Consider the following 18,789-nt stretch of genomic DNA (forward strand, 5'->3'; position numbering starts at 1 on the left):
TCTTACTCTTCTTCTGCTTCTTTATCAACATCTCCGTTGCTTTCACCAGCCTGTTCGGCCAGTACTGCTTTACGGGATAATTTAACACGATTCTGATCATCAACGGCGATCACCTTCACCTGCAAACGGTCACCCATTTTACAGATATCGCTGACCGACTTGACGAAGCCGTCAGACAGTTCACTGATATGACACAGTCCATCTTTACCTGGAGCAATTTCGATAAAAGCACCAAATTCTTTAATCGAACTGACCACACCGTCATAGATCCGACCAACGCGAATTTCTTCGGTCAGAGCTTCAATATGAGCCATGGCTTTTTCGACGATCGAAACGTTTCCACCGGAAACAGTCACTGTACCATCATCCTGAATATCGATGGAGGCACCGGTTTCTTCCTGAATCGCACGAATCGTTTTTCCACCAGGACCAATCAGCAGACCGATTTTCTCGGGATTGATCTTGGTCTGATGCAGGCGTGGTGCATAAGCAGAAATTTCTGCACGAGGACGACGAATCGCAGTCAGCATGGTTCGCAACAGTTCCAGACGGGCTTTTTTGGCCTGTTCCAGTGTTGCCCGAATGATTTCTTCGTTGATTCCATCATTCTTGAGGTCCAGCTGAATCCCGGTGATCCCTTTCTGAGTACCGGCTACTTTGAAGTCCATATCACAGAAATGGTCTTCGTCACCGATAATGTCAGTCAGAATCTTATACTCTTTTCCTTTGGTCACCAGACCGATGGAAATACCGGCGACAGGCTGACGCAGAGGAACACCGGCATCCATTAAAGCCAGAGTCGCTGAGCAGACAGAAGCCATCGAGCTACTTCCATTTGATTCCAGAATGTCTGAGATCACGCGGATGGTGTAAGGGAAATCTTCTTCGTTCGGCAGTACTGGTAAAACAGATCGTTCCGCCAGACAACCATGACCGATTTCGCGACGTCCCGGTCCCCTGATCGGTCGGCATTCACCAACAGAGAAAGAGGGGAAGTAGTAGTGCAACATAAACTGCTGCAGTTCTTCTTCAAACAGACCATCGACTCGCTGTTTATCGCGTGAGGTTCCCAGTGTGACGGTTGCCATGGACTGAGTTTCACCACGGGTAAAGACGGCAGATCCATGCACTCGCGGCAGGGCACCTGTTTCACAGGAGACATCCCGCAGAACGTCCGGGGCACGACCATCCAGTCGACGACCGGTGATCGCCATTTCACGGACTGCTTTGGCTTCCAGATCGTGGAATGCTTCTTTGAAATCGCCAATGGTGGCACCGTCTTCTGTGGTGTCGGCATCTTCCGGGAAGAACTTGGCAATCAGTTCTTCCTGAATCGCTTTGGCACCATCACGTCGCTCTGCTTTCACTGTATTCTGCATGGCAGAACTCAGTTTCTGGAAAACAGCATCATCCAGTTTGGCCACAAACGGATTTTCCGGAGGCGCTTCATATTCGAAGGGCTTGATCCCTGCTTTTTCCCGCAGTTCCAGCTGTAATTTGCAGATTTTTGCCAGTTCTTTATGAGCGAGCATAATGGCGGCTGCCATTTCGTCTTCCGGAATCTGGTTTCCGAAACCTTCGATCATCAGCACCGATTCGACGGTTCCAGCCACAATCAGATCCAGATCACCTTCCGCAATCTGCTCGTGAGTCGGGAAGACAATTAACTCACCATCAATACGACCGATGCGAACAGCACCAATAGGTCCCTGGAAGGGAACAGGTGCGAGGCAGAGTGCCGCTGAGGCACCATTGATTGACAGCACATCCGGTTCATTGACGCCATCACAGGACATCACGTTGGACTGGATCTGCAATTCGTCGTGAAACCCCTTGGGAAACAGCGGACGAATAGGACGGTCGGTTAAACGAGCCGTCAGAATTTCTTTGGTCGTAGGACGACCTTCACGTTTCAAAAATCCACCAGGGAATTTACCGGAGGCCGCTGTGCGTTCCCGATAATCAACCGTGAGTGGAAAAAAATCAATTCCGGGTCTTCCCGGCCCTGTTGCAGAGGCAACAAATACGACTGTTTCACCATACTGAACCAGAACAGCACCGGCTGCCTGTTTCGCTAACTGACCAGTTGTAAGACTAAGTTTCTGTCCGCCAACCTCACATTCAACAACTACTTTCACAATATTTTCCTAATTCTTTTTCCGACAAACCGACACAGAGGAGCAAACAACGAAACTATTTTCGGATGTTTAACTTCTCCAGAATTTCCCTATAGCTTTCTGCACTTTTCTTATGCAAGTAATCCAGCAGACTACGGCGACGACTGACCATCTGCAGCAAACCTCGACGGCTGGCGTGATCTTTCGAATTTGACCGTAAATGCTCTGTTAAATTAACAATCCGTTCTGTAAGTACAGCAATCTGCACTTCAGCAGATCCGGTATCCCCTGTTTTGGACTGATATTCTTGAATCAATTCTGCTCTTCGTTCCTGCGTGACTGACATTCTTCAACCTAAACCTTTAAAACAAACCACTTGACAAACAGAGAAGATCGGGGGAAACCCAATGCAAAGACAGCCACTACGTCCGTGTCTTGACTTCATCTGAGACTGGTAATGGCGAGAGAAAACAAAGCTATTACGCTAGCTTTCAGGGTATTTAAGGTACTTAATGTAGCAATTTGAATAGATTATTCAATGGATACGACACCTCGATTACAAAAACCTGTCTGAATAGAATCAGACGGGCTGTTTTTTTGCAACCTCACTACACCTAAACATGAGCCCACATGATTGCAGAAAACGACAAATACCCTAATTCCTTTACCACATTCATGTTACTTCACGAACAACCACTTCATTCCCCTGGATACTTGAAATCTCAACCGGGGCGCCGGACTGGATAAACGGCCCCTCACTAATGACATCTACCCAGACGCCATCAATTTCAACCCGCCCAGCAGGTCGTAAAACGGAACAGGTCACCCCTTGCATACCAACTTCCAGGTGCAGACCTTTGACCTTTAAACCTGCTTTGCCGGGAATCAGATCGGGATCCAGCTGGATCTCATGAGGGGAGGGTTTCTGATAGTCGCCCGGCGGTGCCAATACGATGGAACTCATCAACTTTGATTCGGGTAAAAATCGATTTAACACGATCGCCAGGACAATCACCGTCACCAGTGAGGCACTCATGGTCCCCACCGTACGAGACATGGTGGCAAAATCAGAACCGGGTCGCAGGGTGTTAAAATCACCAAACGTCTGGCTGGCCAGAATAACCGAAGTGGCCACGAGCAGACCGCCCGAAATACCAAATATCCCAAAGCCGGGGATCACAAAAATCTCCAGCAAAATACAGATCAGCCCGATACTGAAAATCATGACTTCCAGATAACCGGCTGTTCCCCCGAGAAAGCGGCTCCAGAAAAACAGTCCAAAACAGACCGCTGACATAATTCCGAACAATCCTGTTGCTGTATAGAGTTCCAGGTACACAAATATTGCACCCAGGATGAACAGGAAAAAAGTAACAATCTGGGAATTCAGGACATAAACCAGAGTATCAACCCAGGTACGACCCACCGCTTGCAACTTGACATCAGCGGGAATGCCCAGTCGCTGTTTGAGTTCATCCAGATCCCGAACTGAAGGTTCCGCAATTTTCAATTCATGTGCCCGCACGCCGTTGACGGTTAACAGATTCGCCTTCCGTGATTCGGGCACGGCAGGTCCCTGGATCCACTCGCCATTCGACTGATGAATTTCATCTTCGCTCATGTACCAGATCTGTCCGGTTTTACTGTTTGTGACTTCATAGACAATCAGATCTTTATCGGACATCGCTTCACAGATTGCAGCAGGTCGCCCTTTTTTCTCTGCCAACTCCTTCAGCGTTACCCGTAGTGAACTCAGGATTTTGACTGGAACATGCTCGAACTGACCGCCTTCTTTCAATTCAATGGGGCCCGCGTCTCCCATTTGAGCTCCTGGTTCGAGGAAGATTTCATCACAGCCCAACGCGATGATTGCAGCACTGCTCATGGCATGCTCAGGCACATAAGCTACCGTTCTGACCTGTCGGGAATCCAGATTGGCGATCATATTTGCCAGATTCGTGCCGGACATCAGGTAGCCGCCTCCTGAATCAATCTCAAATACCAGCATATTGGCACCGGAATTGATTGCTCGATTGATCTGCCGCTCCAGGAATGCCTCAAGCAGTGGCTCAATCATCCCGTCCACTTTGATCAGCATGACTTTGGGGGCATCTCCCACGGTGGGATCATCGCGTAATTTTTCACGGGGAATTCCATACAGTTCCGCCAGTCCGCCACGTGTGTTTGCCAACTGCTGGACCAGCACATCCAGGGCGCGGGCTTTGCTACCGGAAAAGACACCCAGTGATCCGACTTCCTTGATGGTTTCGACATCAGTAATGACGGCCATATTATCCTGCAGTCGTTTTAATTCATCGGGAGTCACAATGCGGGATATGATCTGCCTGTTTTCTCCCTCCCCTTGTTGAATTTTCACTTTAAGGACAGCCTGTTGCGGGTCCATCATTCCCAGCGCCAGGGCGCGACTCAGCTTGGCATTGTGGCGTTTCTCAACAATAGACAGCACGAATTCGCGTTCATCCCGATCCAGGGCTTTGCCGTATCCGATGTCGCCCAGTTCCGCATCCGGATGCATGACAATCTCATCACAGGCCAGCGCCAGAACGACATTATTTCCAATCACAGTTTCCGGGATCCAGGCAATCGTTTTCAAATCAGACAGTTGGGCGGAAGCCAGAAATTTGGCCAGTCCCTGCACCTGATGAAACGGGCTGGAGCCGGGAGAGATTTTGAGAATCAAATACCCTTTCTGCCCCGTTTTGGCTGCCTCATTCTGTAATGACAACGCGGCATTGGTGACTCTCCCATAGGTCACTTCCCCCACCGGACTCTCGATTGTCATAAACAATGCCGGCTTCGAAGGAGGGGCATCCGCCTCTGCCTTTTTTTGCTGTTCTGCAGGCTGCTTTTTCGGCTTGTCTGACGGAGCCGGGTCGGCCCACAGAGTTGAACTCCCATTGAGCACCAGCAGTCCCAGAATAAAAGCCAGTATCATCTGGTTGATATGTTTCATCGTGTGACTTTCACCGTGTTCAGTATGAGAGATGCAAGGTCTGTGCTCCAACGGCGATTACGCCGCCATGGAACCCGGAACGGTTTCGATATTTATCATTATTGTATCATAGCCAGATACTGATCATCTGGTGTACTCTTTTTAACGAGATTTTACACCAGTCAGATCAATTCATTTCCGCAATTATAGTCGATTTTCTGCAGTGAATTAAGTTACTGTTTCCTGCTAACACCTCAAGATGAAGAAACTTCATCAATTCTCCTTTTCTGGTATAGACACTCAAATAGAATTCCCGTTCGGCCAGAACAGTTCAGGACGATTTGTCTCCCCTGCCCGTCTGGAAATACCAAACCGGAAGAAATTCAAAGAAAACAGGTTAAATTATTGTAACCAGCCACTTACAATAGACGGGCAACTCTCATTCGGCACTCCAAAGGACAGTCATGTCATTTTACGGCTATCATCCCATTATTGAAAAATGGTTCCGGAAACGGTTTCAGGGTCCGACCGAACCGCAGCAGCAGGGCTGGCCGTGTATTAATCGGGGTGAGCACACTTTGATCTCGGCTCCGACAGGAAGTGGAAAAACGCTGACGGCATTCCTGTCGGTCATTGACCGCCTGGTAAAACGCTCGCTTGCTGGTGACCTGGATGATGAAACCAGCGTCATCTATGTTTCGCCACTGCGTGCCCTGTCCAACGACATGCACCGTAATCTGACACAACCGCTGGAAGAGATTTCCGAACTGATGGAAGAAGCAGGCCTGCTCTTCACGCCGATTCGGATCGGTTTGCGAACGGGAGATACGCCCTCCTCGAAGCGTGCCGCGCTCGTCAAACGACCGCCGCATATCTTAGTGACGACGCCTGAATCGCTTTACTTAATGTTGACTGGTCCCAAAAGCCGGGAAACTCTGAGAACAGTAGAAACGGTGATCGTTGATGAAATTCACGCTTTATTAAGAGACAAACGAGGATCACACTGGTCAATCACGCTGGAGCGGCTGGAAGCCCTGGTTGATCATCCCCTGCAGCGCATCGGCTTGTCCGCCACCCAGAAACCTCTGGATCGCGTGGCACAATACCTGGTCGGTAATCGACCTGAAATTGAAATTACTGCTGATCCCCCTTCGGAATTTGCCTGTGAATATCCCGAGCAGACCTGTCGGATCGTCAATATCGGACATTCACGCACGCTGGATGTCGCCATTCAGGTTCCCCCTTCGGAATTGAGCGCGATCTGCAGCCACGAACAATGGGCAGAAGTGCTGGAACAGATTATCGAGCTGATCCATTCACATCACAGTACTTTGATCTTCGTGAATACCCGCCGCCTGGCAGAACGGATCACCCACCAGCTCACCGAACGGCTGGGAGAAGAAGTGGTTGGCAGCCACCATGGATCGTTATCTGCAAAAATTCGACACCGTACCGAACAGAAACTGAAAAGCGGTGAACTCAAAGCAGTAATTGCAACGGCCTCGCTGGAGCTGGGCATCGACGTCGGTTACATCGATCTGGTCGTACAGATTGGCTCCCCGCGAGGCATCGCCACGTTTTTGCAGCGCATCGGTCGTTCCGGGCATTCACTGGGACTGGTTCCCAAAGGACGTATTTTTGCACTCTCGCGTGATGAGCTCATCGAGAGTATGGCATTGGTCCGATCTATCAAACAGGGGATTCTGGATACGGTCCGCATGCCGGAAGCCCCCATTGATATCCTGGCGCAGCAGATCACTGCGGAAGTGGCCTGCCAGGAATGGAACACGGATGAGTTGTTTGCTACCCTGACTCGCGCCTATTCGTACCGGAATCTCAAGCGAAACGATTTTGACAGCACGATCCAGTTCCTCAGCGAAGGCATCAGTAGTACTTCAGGTCGCAGTCGTGTTTATTTGCATCATGACCAGGTTCAGAACCGCATCCGCAGTCGCAAAAATGCCCGGCTCGTCTCGACCATGAACGGCGGTGCGATTCCTGAAATCGCTTCGTACCGCGTTGTGACCGAAGACGATCAGACTGTCGTTGGCTCTGTAGACGAAGATTTCGCCGTTGAAAGTATGGCCGGTGATATCTTCCTGCTGGGTAACACATCCTGGCAGATACGTTACGTGCGCGGCGGAGATGTCACAGTCGTCGACGCGCATGGTGCGCCCCCTTCCATCCCCTTCTGGTTTGGGGAAGCACCGGGGCGATCCCTGGAACTGTCCACGGAAATCTCGCACTTGAGAGAAGAGCTGGAACGACGCATTGAAGATACCGAACAGGCGATCTTCTGGCTTTCACAGGAAACCAATACCGACGAATGGGGTAGCAAGCAGATCGTAGAATACTTCCAGGCACAGAAAGCAGCCCTGGGAATCGTGCCCACGCAAAAACGCATAGTATTTGAACGGTTCTTTGATGAATCCGGAGGAATGCAACTGGTAATCCATGCTCCCTTTGGAGGTGACATCAACCGTGCCTGGGGTTATACGATGCGGAAACGTTTCTGCCGCTCCTACAATTTCGAACTACAGGCGACAGCCGACGATAACGGCATCATTCTTTCACTGGGACCGCAGCACAGCTTTCCGCTGGAGAGCCTGTTTTCCATGCTCAATACCAGGAATGTGCAGCAACTCTCTGAACAAGCCATTCTGGATCATCCCATGTTCCACGTGCGCTGGCGCTGGAACGTAACGCGGGCGCTACTGGTCTCCCGCATGCAGAACGGCAAAAAAGTTCCACCACCGTTACAACGTTTTCGTGCAGAAGACCTGTTAACCGCAGTTTTCCCGCGTCTGACAGGTTGCCCTGAAAATGAAATTGGCGAAATCGTCCGCCCCGATCATATCCTCGTCGATCAGACTCTTTACGATTGCCTGAATGAACAACTCGACATTGATGGCTTGAAAAATGTTCTGCTGGAGATCGAACAGGGTGCAGTCAAACTCATTCCCCGCGACACCCGAGAACCGTCCCCCTTCTGTTATGAACTGCTCAATTCCAGCCCGTATACCTTTCTGGATGGAGGCGAAGCGCAGGAACGTCGCGCCCGCGCCGTTGCGACTCGGCATACCCTTTCTGTTGAAAGTGTGGAAGATCTGGGTCGGCTCTCTCCCGAAGCAATCGCGCAGGTCTGCCAGGAAGCGCACCCTGTCGTCCGAAATGCCGATGAGTTCCATGACGTACTGCTGGGGCGCATTCATCTTCCCATGGAAGAACATCCGGAATGGGTTGAATGGTATCAGGAGCTGGAAGCGACCGGACGGGCCACCACCCTGGTCCGAACGGAAATCTCTCCCGAACAGAGGACCGCAAACAGCTGGGTCGCCACGGAACGACTGCCGGCGGCACTGGCTGCCTTTCCGGACAGCCAGCATGCTCCACCTGTCAAAGTGCCCGCTGGCGTGCAGCAGGAATGGGAATCAACGGAAGCCCGCACCTCGATCATCCGCGGTCTATTGGATTACTGTGGACCGCTGACGGTTGCCGAAATGGCAAATCAGGCGGGTATGACAGATTCTCAGACCGAAGCCGCCTTAATGGCGCTGGAAGGCGAAGGCATCGCCCTGCAGGGTTATTTCCGCGTCAAAGATCCCAACTGGGATCAGAGCCTGGAAGAGTCTGAGACTACAGAAACAAAACGGGATACCTCGCCTGCTCCACCTAAAGAATGGTGCCATCGTCGTCTGCTGTCCCGCATTCATCGTCTGACACTGCAGGGTCTGCGCGCCCAGGTTCAACCTGTGGATGTGAGTGTGCTGATTCAATATCTGACCAGATTGCATGGCCTGACCGGAGACGAAAAACGGACCGGCACTAACGGGTTATTTGAAGTCCTCTCGATGCTGCAAGGCATCGATATCCCGGCAATCTGCTGGGAACGGGATATCCTGCCTGCCCGCTTGTCAAATTATCAGAACAGTCAACTGGACGAACTCTGCTTTACAGGCGAAGTGGGCTGGGGTCGCCTGTATCCTCCCCGCCGAACCGCAGATCAGGGAAAATCGATGACCGGCATCACCCGCAATGCCCCGGTCTCATTCTTTCTGAGAGAAGATATCCCCTGGCTGGCCTGTTTCAATCAGGTCTCATCGAATCTCGAAGACAGCGAAGCAGAACACCATCTGAGCAGCCCCGCTCTGGAGGTTCAGGAACTGTTAACGCGACGGGGTGCCCTGTTTGCCGCTGACCTGATGGCGGCGACTCAGTCACTGCCATCGCAGATTGCTGATTCACTGGGAGAACTCATCTCCCGCGGCCTGGTCACCTCAGACAGTTTTTCCGGCATGCGACAATTTACGGAAGATCGATCTACCAGGCAGAGACGGTCATCCCGCAAATCAAGAATCGGTCTGGTTCGTAAACGCTCGACGCCGAACAACACCGGACGCTGGTCGATCTGGCGACGTGAAACCAGCGAGGAAGTGGAAGAACGGAGTCTGCAGTACTTTGAATACGTTGAGCAATGGGCCTGGCAGCTGATCAGACGCTGGGGTGTGGTCTTTCGCGATTTACTGACCAAGGAATCCGGCGCACCGCGATGGTTTGAATTGCTGCAGATCTATCGCCGCCTGGAAGCCCGTGGGGAAATTCGAGGGGGGCGATTTGTGACCGGAGTGGCGGGTGAGCAATTTGCAATGTCGGGTACAATTCAGGAACTCCGTAAATTACGCGACGCCCCACCCGGTGATGAGTTGACGATTCTGTCCGCTACCGACCCGCTGAACCTGACAGGAATTCTGACCAAAGATGCGCGCGTCCCAGCGACTCCCGCCAATCGCATCGCTTTGTGGAATGGAAATCTGATTGCCTGGGCCAAGAACGAAGAACTGTTTCTGTTGACGAACGTTTCGGAGAAATTGAAACGGGAGCTGATTCTGGGATTCGGGCTTCCCGTTCAGGATTTGAACAGACAGCAACTGTTGGATCAGAATTCCCCCCCTGAGCTGGAAGAGGCGTCCCAATCCGTGTCTAATGCAGCAGACCAGCTCATCCCCACGGGTAATGAGACAATTCCCACTGATAAAAAATCGCCGCGTCCTTCGTTTCTCTGAAACGAGCAGATGTGGCGTTTCCATTAATATTACTTCGGAACTAAGAATGTCAGACACTCTTCTCAGCTCGTGCAGAAACCTTTTTTTTGCGTTGATGATTTTATTCTGCGCGACTTTGAATCCTGATCTACTACAGGCTGCTTCTGATAGTTCGAATTCGGCGGACATCAAAGAATTATTGAAAACAGCATACGACCATCAACAGCATGGACGCTATGAAGAGTCGCGCGAAGTCTATAATGATGCAGCAATACAACTGAAAAAGCTAACGCCGCAGAATACCGAGCAGAATCTGAAATTACAGCGGGGACTGATTGAACTGGACCGCTTGACGGGCAAATCCACTGAAGCCATCAAGCGGCTGGAGGCAGCGCTCAAACAATCTCCCGCGGTACCGATTCTGTACGCCATTGGTGCCCGACTCTATTACGAAACGGGCAATTATGACAAAGCGAATCAGTATGTCACCCGCGCTTTGGCTCTGAATTCGGATCAACCGCTGGCCCATCTGATCCAGGCCCATTTATTAACTGATGCCGGCAAAATTGAAGAGGCCAACGAAGGGTATCGCTGGTTTGTCCGCTACTACAACCGGGCTCAACCTGAAGATGCAGAAACACTGCTGTTGATTGCGGAAGGCGCCACTCAGTATGCGCGGTGGAACAGTGTTTCGCAGATCTTTACCTTTGTGATCAACACGGTTTGCCCGGATGTCCTTAAAGCCGATCCCCTGACCTGGCAGGCTTCTTACCTCAGTGGTTCTATTTTACAGGAGAAATACAATCGTCCCCAGGCCGCGGATGAATTCGCCGCGGCACTCATAATTAATCCCCAGGCAGTAGACGTGTACGTTGGGCTCGCTTATTCAGCCATCGAAGGACATGAATTCGATCAGGCTGTCATAATGATTGATCGAGCACTGGAAATTAATCCCCAGTCAGTCGATGCGCTGCTCACCCGCTGTGACCTGGAACTGATTAACGGCCAATATCAACAGGCATTGAAAACGGCAGAGAATGCAGCAGACATGAATGCCCGCAGCCAGTTCGTTCTTGCCAGACTCGCGGCCTGCTATCTGCTGCTGGATGGCGTACCCGACCGCGAAGCATTGACGAAACTGTTTACCGTTTCTGAAGAGTCAGTTGCGAACGTAGATGAAACACGCTTTACCAAATTGACTACGGAACTTCTCAAACAAAATCCCAAGCCGGGCTACTTTCTGTATGAACTGGCCCAATTGATGGAAATGAAACGACGATTTGTGTTCGCTGAATTCGCTTATCTGAAAACCATGAGTCTCATGCCTCAACTTTCCGGCCCCAAATCGGCATTGGGAATGCTTTACATGCAGATGGGAAAAACGGAACTGGCCCAGCAGACTCTGGATCAAGCGTTTAAGTCTGACCCCTATCATGTTCGCGTCAGTAATATGCGGAAAGTGCTCGGCGTGCTGGAGTCTTATGGCGCCATTGTGACTGATCACTTTGTGATTCGTTACGATTCCAAAGCTGACGCCATCCTCGGTCAATACATGGCTGATTACCTGGAAGAGATCTACCCCGAACTCGCCGCGCAGTTCGACTATGAACCGCCGGGGAAAACCCAGTTTGAAATCTATCACGATGCCAAAGGATTGGGCGCTCATCAGTGGTTCAGCGCCCGCATGATTGGATTGCCCTGGATTCAGACCATCGGCGCTTCAACCGGGGCCGTCGTCGCTTTGACATCACCAACGGCTATGAAAGAACCTTTCAACTGGGCCAGCGTACTCAAGCATGAACTGGTGCATGTTTTTACTTTGCAGCAGACAAAATACAAAATCCCCCATTGGTTCACTGAAGCTTTGGCTGTCCGTAGTGAAGGGAGCGCCCGTCCGCAGCGGTTCAACCAGTTGCTGGTCGAACGGGTTCCGAAAGGAGAAATCTATTCGCTGGAAGAACTGGACGGTGTTTTCGTCAGGCCCAAGTCATCCGATAACTGGAGCTTCGCTTACTGCCAGAGCCTGATGTGTGCTGACTTCATGGTGGAAGAATTCGGCGACGATGCCTTAAAAAAGCTGCTGACGTCGTACCAGAACCAGCGTTCCACTGATGAAGCGGTCAAAGAGTGCTTTGCGATCAGTCTCGAAGAATTTGAAAAGCGTTATCATGCCTATCTGAAAGAAATCACAGCCTCCCTCAAAGGTTACCAGACAGAATCAACGCTCAGCTTTAAGGATCTGCAAAAACAATACGAGGCAGATAAAGATAATCTGGCCCTGGCAGGCGAATATGCGTCGAACCTGCTGCAATATCGAAAAAAACAGGAAGCACGTGAACTCGCCCAATCTGTCCTGAGTCAAGATCCAGCGCAACCACAGGCCGCACTGACGATCGCGCGGCTAGAACTGCTCTCCGAAGATCTTCCCGCTGCCCTGGCAATTATGCAACCTGCTTTGAAAGCGAAAACAGACGATGTTGAAGTTTTAAAACTCGCCGGTAAAATCCTGCTGAAACAGAAACAGTACCCCGAAGCGTTAACAATCTATGAATCGGCTCACAAAACATATCCCTATCAGACCGAATGGCTGCAGGGGCTCGCGATCATCTATCGCCACCTGGAAGAATCTAAAAAACAGAAAGAAGCACTGCTTAAACTCGTCCATCTGGATCCCACCGATGTAGACAGTATGCAGGATTTAATGTATCTGTATCAGAGTGAAGGAGACCTGAAAGAAACACTTCAGTGGGGACAGGCGGCGTTACAGATAGACGTGCTGGACCCGGATACCCATGAATGTCTGGCAGAGACAGCCTTGCAACTGAAGCAGCCCGAACTGGCGATTCGTGAATTCCGTGTGTTGCTGCAACTTGACGGTCAGAATACGGAAGCCCGCTACCAATTGGCAAATACCTTATTCGAAAGTGGAAAGAAAAAGGAGGCGGAAACTGAAGTCGATCTGCTGTTGAAACAGAACCCCGATCATGCCGCTGGTCTTACACTAAAAGAAAAACTGTAACACTGATATTCTCTATTTACTTGACTAAAGGAACCCTCGTGAGCGAGACGCCCCAGCCCCCCTCTTCAGCCTCCACCAATGATGATATGCAACAGCAGAATGCGTTGTCACTGTCTGATTTCCAGGCGGTGATCCATAAGATGTTCTACGAAAAGGATCAGTCGCGAGGCATTGAAGGGACCTTTATGTGGTTCATGGAAGAGGTGGGAGAATTATCCTCGGCACTGCGGGAAAATACGGACCGGGATAATCTGGAAGAAGAATTCGCGGATGTACTCGCCTGGCTGGCTACCATGGCCAATGTCGCGGGAGTGGATCTGGAACAGGCGGTAACCCGCAAGTATGTACAGGGATGCCCCCGCTGTAGTCAGACCGTTTGTACTTGTGATCTGGCCTGGAAGCCCTGAAACGTAAATGCGATTCCCATAAAGATTTGAGTCATAAAGATTGACACTGCTTCCCTCTGGAATTTAGACTGGAGTCATGCGTAGAAAGTAGTGACTCCAGATTCCTGTCAGCAATTATCTCTCATCTCAGATTGCTATCGCATCACTATGATAACATATGGCGCAGATGATTCTCGAATTTCAGTAAGCCATCACATTGTTCTCTTGTTGAAAATGTGGATGACTGCTCTGATTCTATGCAGCCTGATTCCAGCGATCGTGCGTGCTCAACCCCCCCAGGCAGAAATCGATGCCGCCATAAAACGGGGCGTGGCTTATCTGAAAACAAATCCTAATTACGGTCGCAGTGGTTTGAATGCCTTTGTTGCCTATACCCTTCTGAAAGCAGGCGAGTCACCTGAGTCCCCCTTTATTCAGAAATGCGTCAAAAATATCCTGACCGACCACAATCAGAAAAATGCTGAGGGTGAAATCGTCTATCGGCCGGGAGGGGATTTCAATTACTGCGCGGGGGCTCAACTGATGGTCCTCGAAGCAATTGATCCGGAAAAATACCACGTCGAAATTCAGACCACTGCGGACTTTCTGATTCGAACTCAACACTCAACCGGCAGTTGGTACTATCCCGGTGATACGCCGCATAATGGAGACACCAGTATTACACAATATGCCATTCTGGGGCTCTGGGCAGCAGAGCGCGCCGGAATCCAGATTCCCACAGCAGTCTGGGATAAGGCCGCCCGCTGGCATTTAACAACCCAGCTCCGTGATGGCGGTTTTGGTTACCACCCCGCCACACCTGGTGAGGCGGCAGCCAAACATACCATGGGAGTCGCCGGTACGGGCAGTTTGTATATCATCGGTATGATGCTTTATCCGAACGGCAAACCACCTGTTCCTGACAAGAACCAATCCGATGGCGTCAAGAAAAAACGTTTTGGCTTCCTTGAGAAAGTGGATCTTACGGATAGTTCAGATGAGGAAAAGAACCTGTTCACCAAACCTACCGTACCATTAGCGGCGATCGAAAAAGCCAGATCAAAAGGGGAAGACTGGGTTATAAAAAACTACAACATCCGTAACCCCACCGGCTGGCCTATTTACTATCTGTATGGTCTGGAGCGCATCGCTGCGCTGGCAAACGCGAAAAAACTGGGACCGCACGACTGGTATGCGGATGGAGCCCGCGAACTGCTCACAACCCAGCGCGAAGATGGCAGTTGGTTCGGGGCGGGAAACAGTCCTCCTTCTACCTGCCTGGCAATAATCTTTCTGTCTAAAGCAACTGTAAAAACGATAAAACGGAAATTTAAACCGGAACCAGTCGGAGCCGGACTGCTGGCAGGAGGCAGAGGGCTGCCTAAAGATCTCGCAGAAGTTCAGCTGCGAAACGGCAAAGTCGAAAGTAAATCACTGGCCGGTGATCTCACCGAACTGCTGGCACAACTGGAAGATCCCGCTAATGCAGACCTGGAAGCCACCCAGGAATCACTGATTGAAACGATCACTCTAGGTGATCGTGAAAAACTGATCCAGCAGAAAGAACGTGTTCTGAAATTGATCGAAGCCCGCTCTCCTGATGTCCGCAGGACCGCCATCTGGGCCCTGGCACGTACTAATGATTTTCGTGTCGCACCGTTCCTGATCGATGCACTCAAAGATCCCGATTTAGGCGTACGCATCGAAGCCCGCAATGGTTTGTGTACTCTCAGCAGAAAAATCAGAGGGCTGGGAATGCCTGAAGATCCCCTGGCTGGAACTCCAGAAAACCTGGATGAACAAGCGCGTATTAAAATTGTAAACCAGTGGTCAGAAGAAACCACAAAACGCTGGCAGGAATGGTATAACAACATTAAACCCTTTGAAGAAAAGTTCGATCTCTACGAAATACTCAACCAACTTCCCATGTCTAAATAACCCCAATCAATTCGTCTACCACAGGTTAATTTCATACGATGGCACAGGCTCCACCTCAAGAAGATCATCGCAAGTCGCCGGTCATGCGGGTTACCCAGTATGACCAGGTGAGTTCGTCGCTGATCGCGATTGTGCTGGCCTTGGTCATTGCTGTCCTCTGGCTTTCAATCGTCTGGTTTACAAATCGTCTGCCCCAGACCGAAAACGATGTCGCTTTGGAGATGATTGATCTGTCAGGAGGGGCGGAAGATGGTTCGCCCGATGAAAGCCTGCTGGTCGAATCACCTGAAGATCCAGTTGATGATCCCTCCCAGGTAGATACTCCCTCTGAAGAAAACCAGGTGGAAGAAATGCTGGACAGTGTAGTGGAACTGTCAGACAAAGCCACTCAGCAAGTACAACAGCAGATGCAGACCGATCTGACCAACTCGGGAAAAGTGGGCAGTGCTGCCGGCACGGGAAAACGGGCATTAGGCTTCGGGCCTGGCAAAAAAGGTCTGCCGCGCGAGCAACGGTGGTTTATTAAATTCTCAGACCGTGGCTCACTCATTGATTACTCCCGGCAACTGGACTATTTCAAAATCGAACTGGGAGCCCTGCTCCGTAGCGGCAAAATGATCTATCTGTCCAATCTGTCCTCCGACAAACCCGTGACGCGCACTGCTTCTTCAGGCGCCGACGAAAAACGGCTCTACATGACCTGGCAGGGTGGGGAACGCAGAACCAGCGATATCAGCCTCTTCAAAAAAGCCGGACACGATGTCACCGGGGCCATCCTGTTTCATTTTTACCCCAAGGAAACAGAAACCCAGTTACTGATGCAGGAAAAAAAGTATCGCAATAAGAATTTTGATGAGATCCGCAGAACCTATTTTACGGTTCGAGGAAATCGCTCTGGATATACCTTTGATGTAACTCGACAAACATATTTCCATTAAACGAGATAATCAGCAGGCAACTATGAATTACTCCCTTGCTCCGATTTTAAATGCCGCCGGAATTGCTATCTATGTATCACTGGGCTTAACGGCGCTCTATGGTGTTTTTTGTGTGATTCTGCTGGTCAGGCAAATCTCACAAAAACGCTTTATGACACAAAATGCAGCGAACGAATTTCTCGACCAGATCCACGAAGATATCGAGAAGAAAGATTATGAATCCGTGATCAATCTCTGTGATTCTCCTCCCTACTGGAGCAAAGCAGTCCCCCAGTTGATTCTGGTTGCCATGGCGAACCTGGAACGTCCTGCGAAAAAGCTCAGACAGTTGCTCGCAGAAAAATTTGAACGGGATATTCTGGCCGACCTGGAATACCGCATGTCCTGGATCAGCACCATCGTCAAAAGTGCCCCCATGCTCGGGCTGCTGGGAACCGTTATCGGGATGATCAACGCGTTTGACAAAATCGGCAACATGCAGGAATCAGGGGGTGACCCCAGTCAGCTGGCAGGGGAAATCAGTTTTGCATTATTCACCACTGCCGCCGGTCTGGCAGTAGCGATCCCTCTTGTCATGGCAGGCGCATTAATCCATGTGAGAATCGGCAAACTGCAGGATTCCGTTCAGGAACACACGGGCGAGTTTCTCGAGATTCTCGAAGACTCCCGTAAGTCGTGATTCCATAAGGCGAAAAGAACATGGCGCGCAAGAAAACATTATTTGATGGTGATACCGATGGCTGGAAGAAGCGTCCGGCTGCGGGGGCTGGTGACGATCTCGATATTACGCCGATGATTGATGTCACTTTCCTGCTGCTGATTTTTTTCATGGTCACTTCAACCATGCAGGCCACTCAGGATTCTGATGTTCCCGTTGCCCGGCATGGTGTCGGCGTCGATACGCGTGGTTCCACAATTGTCCTGGTTCACAATGATGGAAACGGACTTAACGGTCAAAGTGTCATTGAGATGAAAGAAGCCGGTGGCACGACTGAAGTGACGCTGGAAGAACTGGCGGCTCGCGTGCGCGAACGTGTGCAGAATGGGGTCATGGACGTCATCATCAAAGCCGATCGAGGCGTTCCTCATGGATTTGTACAGGAAGTCACACGTGCTGTGACCGAAGTCGATGGTGTGAAATTTTATATTGGAATTGAAGAGAAGAAAAACAACTGAGCTTTCAGCCCAAAACGACGTAAAACAGATTAGATCTAAAAAAAATGGTACTCAAACACTGAATTCCTAATGCCAATCAAGTTTTATTGTAAAAAGTGTGGTCAAAGGCTAAGCATTACCAGCAAAAAAGCGGGTAAGGCTGTCGCTTGCCCTGCGTGCAAGAGCCGAATAACCATCCCTTTTGAGAGTGAAGAAAAGCACAATCCCCCCCCCGCAGCGTCTCCTGCGGTAGCGGAGTCACCTGCTCCACCCCATAAGCAACCCCCAGAGCGAGTCCCCACACCTGCCGCAGACATGCCATTGGATGAAGAACAGGACCAGTTTTTAGATGACCTGGATGACCTGGGACCGATCGGCGAAAGCTGGGACGAATTGCTCGCCGGTGACTGGGAACAGGAAGCCGAACCGGAATCGCTTTCACAACCTGAAACCACTGGCGCCCCTGATCTGACAGAGCCAGAGCCCCGGGTGGAACAGGAGCCGCCTCAGCTTGAATCTGTTCCCGCAGAGAGTTTCGAAGAAGAAGAAGAGGAATTCATAGATGAACCGGAGTCGGAACCAGTTGCAGAAAATGAGCCAGCGGTCACTCCGGAAGCGGTAGAACCAGTCATTCCTGTTGAAACTGCGCCTGAATCCGTCCGCAGTGAATTTGCATCCGCGCTGGAAGAACAAACTGACCTCCCCGCTGCATCACCCCCGCCAGAGCCTGCTGCAAAAAAATATTTCCCGCCTGAGGAAGACGAAGATGATGACGACGACGACGACGATGGTTTCTCGATTCGTTCAGCCGATTCCGAATTTGAAGAGATGGATCTGACACCGATGGTCGATGTCACGTTTCTGCTGTTGATCTTTTTTATGATTACTGCCTCTTTCAGCCTGCAGAAGAGCATTCAGGTCCCCCCACCCAATCCGGATGAAGATGGCGTCTCGCAATCCCTGCAGACACTGGATGATTTCCGGGAAGAATCGATCATCGTTGAAATCGATAACAATAACGGCATCTATGTTGATGACACAAAACTCTCCAATCCTTCTGAAATCGTCCAGGCAATCCTGGATCGACGGGACTCGGAGGGAAAACCGAAATCAGAACTGGTTTTGAGTGCTCACAAGGCAGCGCGTCATGAAACGGTGGTAGCGGTTGTGGACGCAGCGAATGAAGTCGGGATGCAAAAGATCCGGCTGGCCTCTTACAAAGGACCAGAAGACTGACTCAG

Annotated in this window: 11 protein-coding genes; 8 read left to right on the plus strand and 3 right to left on the minus strand. The window is 50.7% G+C overall.

Translation table 11 applies throughout. The features are described from left to right. Positions 1-2: 2 nt before the first annotated feature. The 3 genes from ACN0YH_RS01785 to ACN0YH_RS01795 form a co-directional block, all read right to left on the minus strand. Entirely contained in the window at positions 3-2,138 is a 2,136-nt protein-coding gene (locus tag ACN0YH_RS01785; protein ID WP_417377841.1) for a polyribonucleotide nucleotidyltransferase, read from the minus strand. 55 nt (positions 2,139-2,193) lie between these two features. Continuing rightward, entirely contained in the window at positions 2,194-2,463 is a 270-nt protein-coding gene (gene rpsO / locus ACN0YH_RS01790; RefSeq protein ID WP_145228993.1) for a 30S ribosomal protein S15, read from the minus strand. Positions 2,464-2,790: 327 nt separating this feature from the next. Further along, a complete protein-coding gene (locus ACN0YH_RS01795; RefSeq protein WP_417377842.1) occupies positions 2,791-5,091 on the minus strand; it encodes an NfeD family protein in 2,301 nt (766 codons plus the stop codon). 443 nt (positions 5,092-5,534) lie between these two features. Between ACN0YH_RS01795 and ACN0YH_RS01800 the strand changes: the two genes are divergently transcribed. The 8 genes from ACN0YH_RS01800 (at position 5,535) to ACN0YH_RS01835 (ending at position 18,784) form a co-directional block, all read left to right on the plus strand. Then, the gene (locus tag ACN0YH_RS01800; protein ID WP_417377843.1) at positions 5,535-10,133 is read left to right on the plus strand and encodes a DEAD/DEAH box helicase; all 4,599 of its coding nucleotides are present in this window, start codon (positions 5,535-5,537) and stop codon (positions 10,131-10,133) included. Between the two features lie 94 nt (positions 10,134-10,227). Then, complete coding sequence (locus tag ACN0YH_RS01805) at positions 10,228-13,131, plus strand: tetratricopeptide repeat protein (protein ID WP_417378204.1); 2,904 nt, start codon at positions 10,228-10,230, stop codon at positions 13,129-13,131. 38 nt (positions 13,132-13,169) lie between these two features. Continuing rightward, positions 13,170-13,538: a MazG nucleotide pyrophosphohydrolase domain-containing protein gene (locus tag ACN0YH_RS01810; protein WP_417377844.1), complete on the plus strand. Its 369-nt coding sequence runs from the start codon at positions 13,170-13,172 to the stop codon at positions 13,536-13,538. A 219-nt stretch (positions 13,539-13,757) separates the two neighbouring features. Further along, positions 13,758-15,455 carry a HEAT repeat domain-containing protein gene (locus ACN0YH_RS01815; protein ID WP_417377845.1) on the plus strand — a complete coding sequence of 566 codons (1,698 nt, stop codon included), beginning with the start codon at positions 13,758-13,760 and terminating at the stop codon, positions 15,453-15,455. Between the two features lie 38 nt (positions 15,456-15,493). Further along, positions 15,494-16,393, plus strand: a complete 900-nt coding sequence (locus ACN0YH_RS01820) for a hypothetical protein (protein ID WP_417377846.1) — start codon at positions 15,494-15,496, stop codon at positions 16,391-16,393. Between the two features lie 22 nt (positions 16,394-16,415). After that, entirely contained in the window at positions 16,416-17,072 is a 657-nt protein-coding gene (locus ACN0YH_RS01825) for a MotA/TolQ/ExbB proton channel family protein (protein ID WP_417377847.1), read from the plus strand. Positions 17,073-17,092: 20 nt separating this feature from the next. Continuing rightward, positions 17,093-17,569, plus strand: a complete 477-nt coding sequence (locus ACN0YH_RS01830) for an ExbD/TolR family protein (RefSeq protein WP_417377848.1) — start codon at positions 17,093-17,095, stop codon at positions 17,567-17,569. A gap of 69 nt (positions 17,570-17,638) precedes the next feature. Next, positions 17,639-18,784 carry a biopolymer transporter ExbD gene (locus ACN0YH_RS01835; RefSeq protein WP_417377849.1) on the plus strand — a complete coding sequence of 382 codons (1,146 nt, stop codon included), beginning with the start codon at positions 17,639-17,641 and terminating at the stop codon, positions 18,782-18,784. Positions 18,785-18,789 lie beyond the last annotated feature (5 nt).

This window comes from Gimesia sp. (assembly GCF_048262075.1).
Taxonomy (GTDB): Bacteria; Planctomycetota; Planctomycetia; order Planctomycetales; family Planctomycetaceae; genus Gimesia.

What these genes read in the sequence shown, in the direction of transcription:
- rpsO (WP_145228993.1), bottom strand. Translation starts at nt 2,463, where the DNA reads ATGTCAGTCACGCAGGAACGAAGAGCAGAATTGATTCAAGAATATCAG.
- ACN0YH_RS01825 (WP_417377847.1), top strand. Translation starts at nt 16,416, where the DNA reads ATGAATTACTCCCTTGCTCCGATTTTAAATGCCGCCGGAATTGCTATC.
- ACN0YH_RS01795 (WP_417377842.1), bottom strand. Translation starts at nt 5,091, where the DNA reads ATGAAACATATCAACCAGATGATACTGGCTTTTATTCTGGGACTGCTG.
- ACN0YH_RS01830 (WP_417377848.1), top strand. Translation starts at nt 17,093, where the DNA reads ATGGCGCGCAAGAAAACATTATTTGATGGTGATACCGATGGCTGGAAG.
- ACN0YH_RS01835 (WP_417377849.1), top strand. Translation starts at nt 17,639, where the DNA reads ATGCCAATCAAGTTTTATTGTAAAAAGTGTGGTCAAAGGCTAAGCATT.
- ACN0YH_RS01820 (WP_417377846.1), top strand. Translation starts at nt 15,494, where the DNA reads ATGGCACAGGCTCCACCTCAAGAAGATCATCGCAAGTCGCCGGTCATG.
- ACN0YH_RS01815 (WP_417377845.1), top strand. Translation starts at nt 13,758, where the DNA reads ATGACTGCTCTGATTCTATGCAGCCTGATTCCAGCGATCGTGCGTGCT.
- ACN0YH_RS01800 (WP_417377843.1), top strand. Translation starts at nt 5,535, where the DNA reads ATGTCATTTTACGGCTATCATCCCATTATTGAAAAATGGTTCCGGAAA.
- ACN0YH_RS01805 (WP_417378204.1), top strand. Translation starts at nt 10,228, where the DNA reads ATGATTTTATTCTGCGCGACTTTGAATCCTGATCTACTACAGGCTGCT.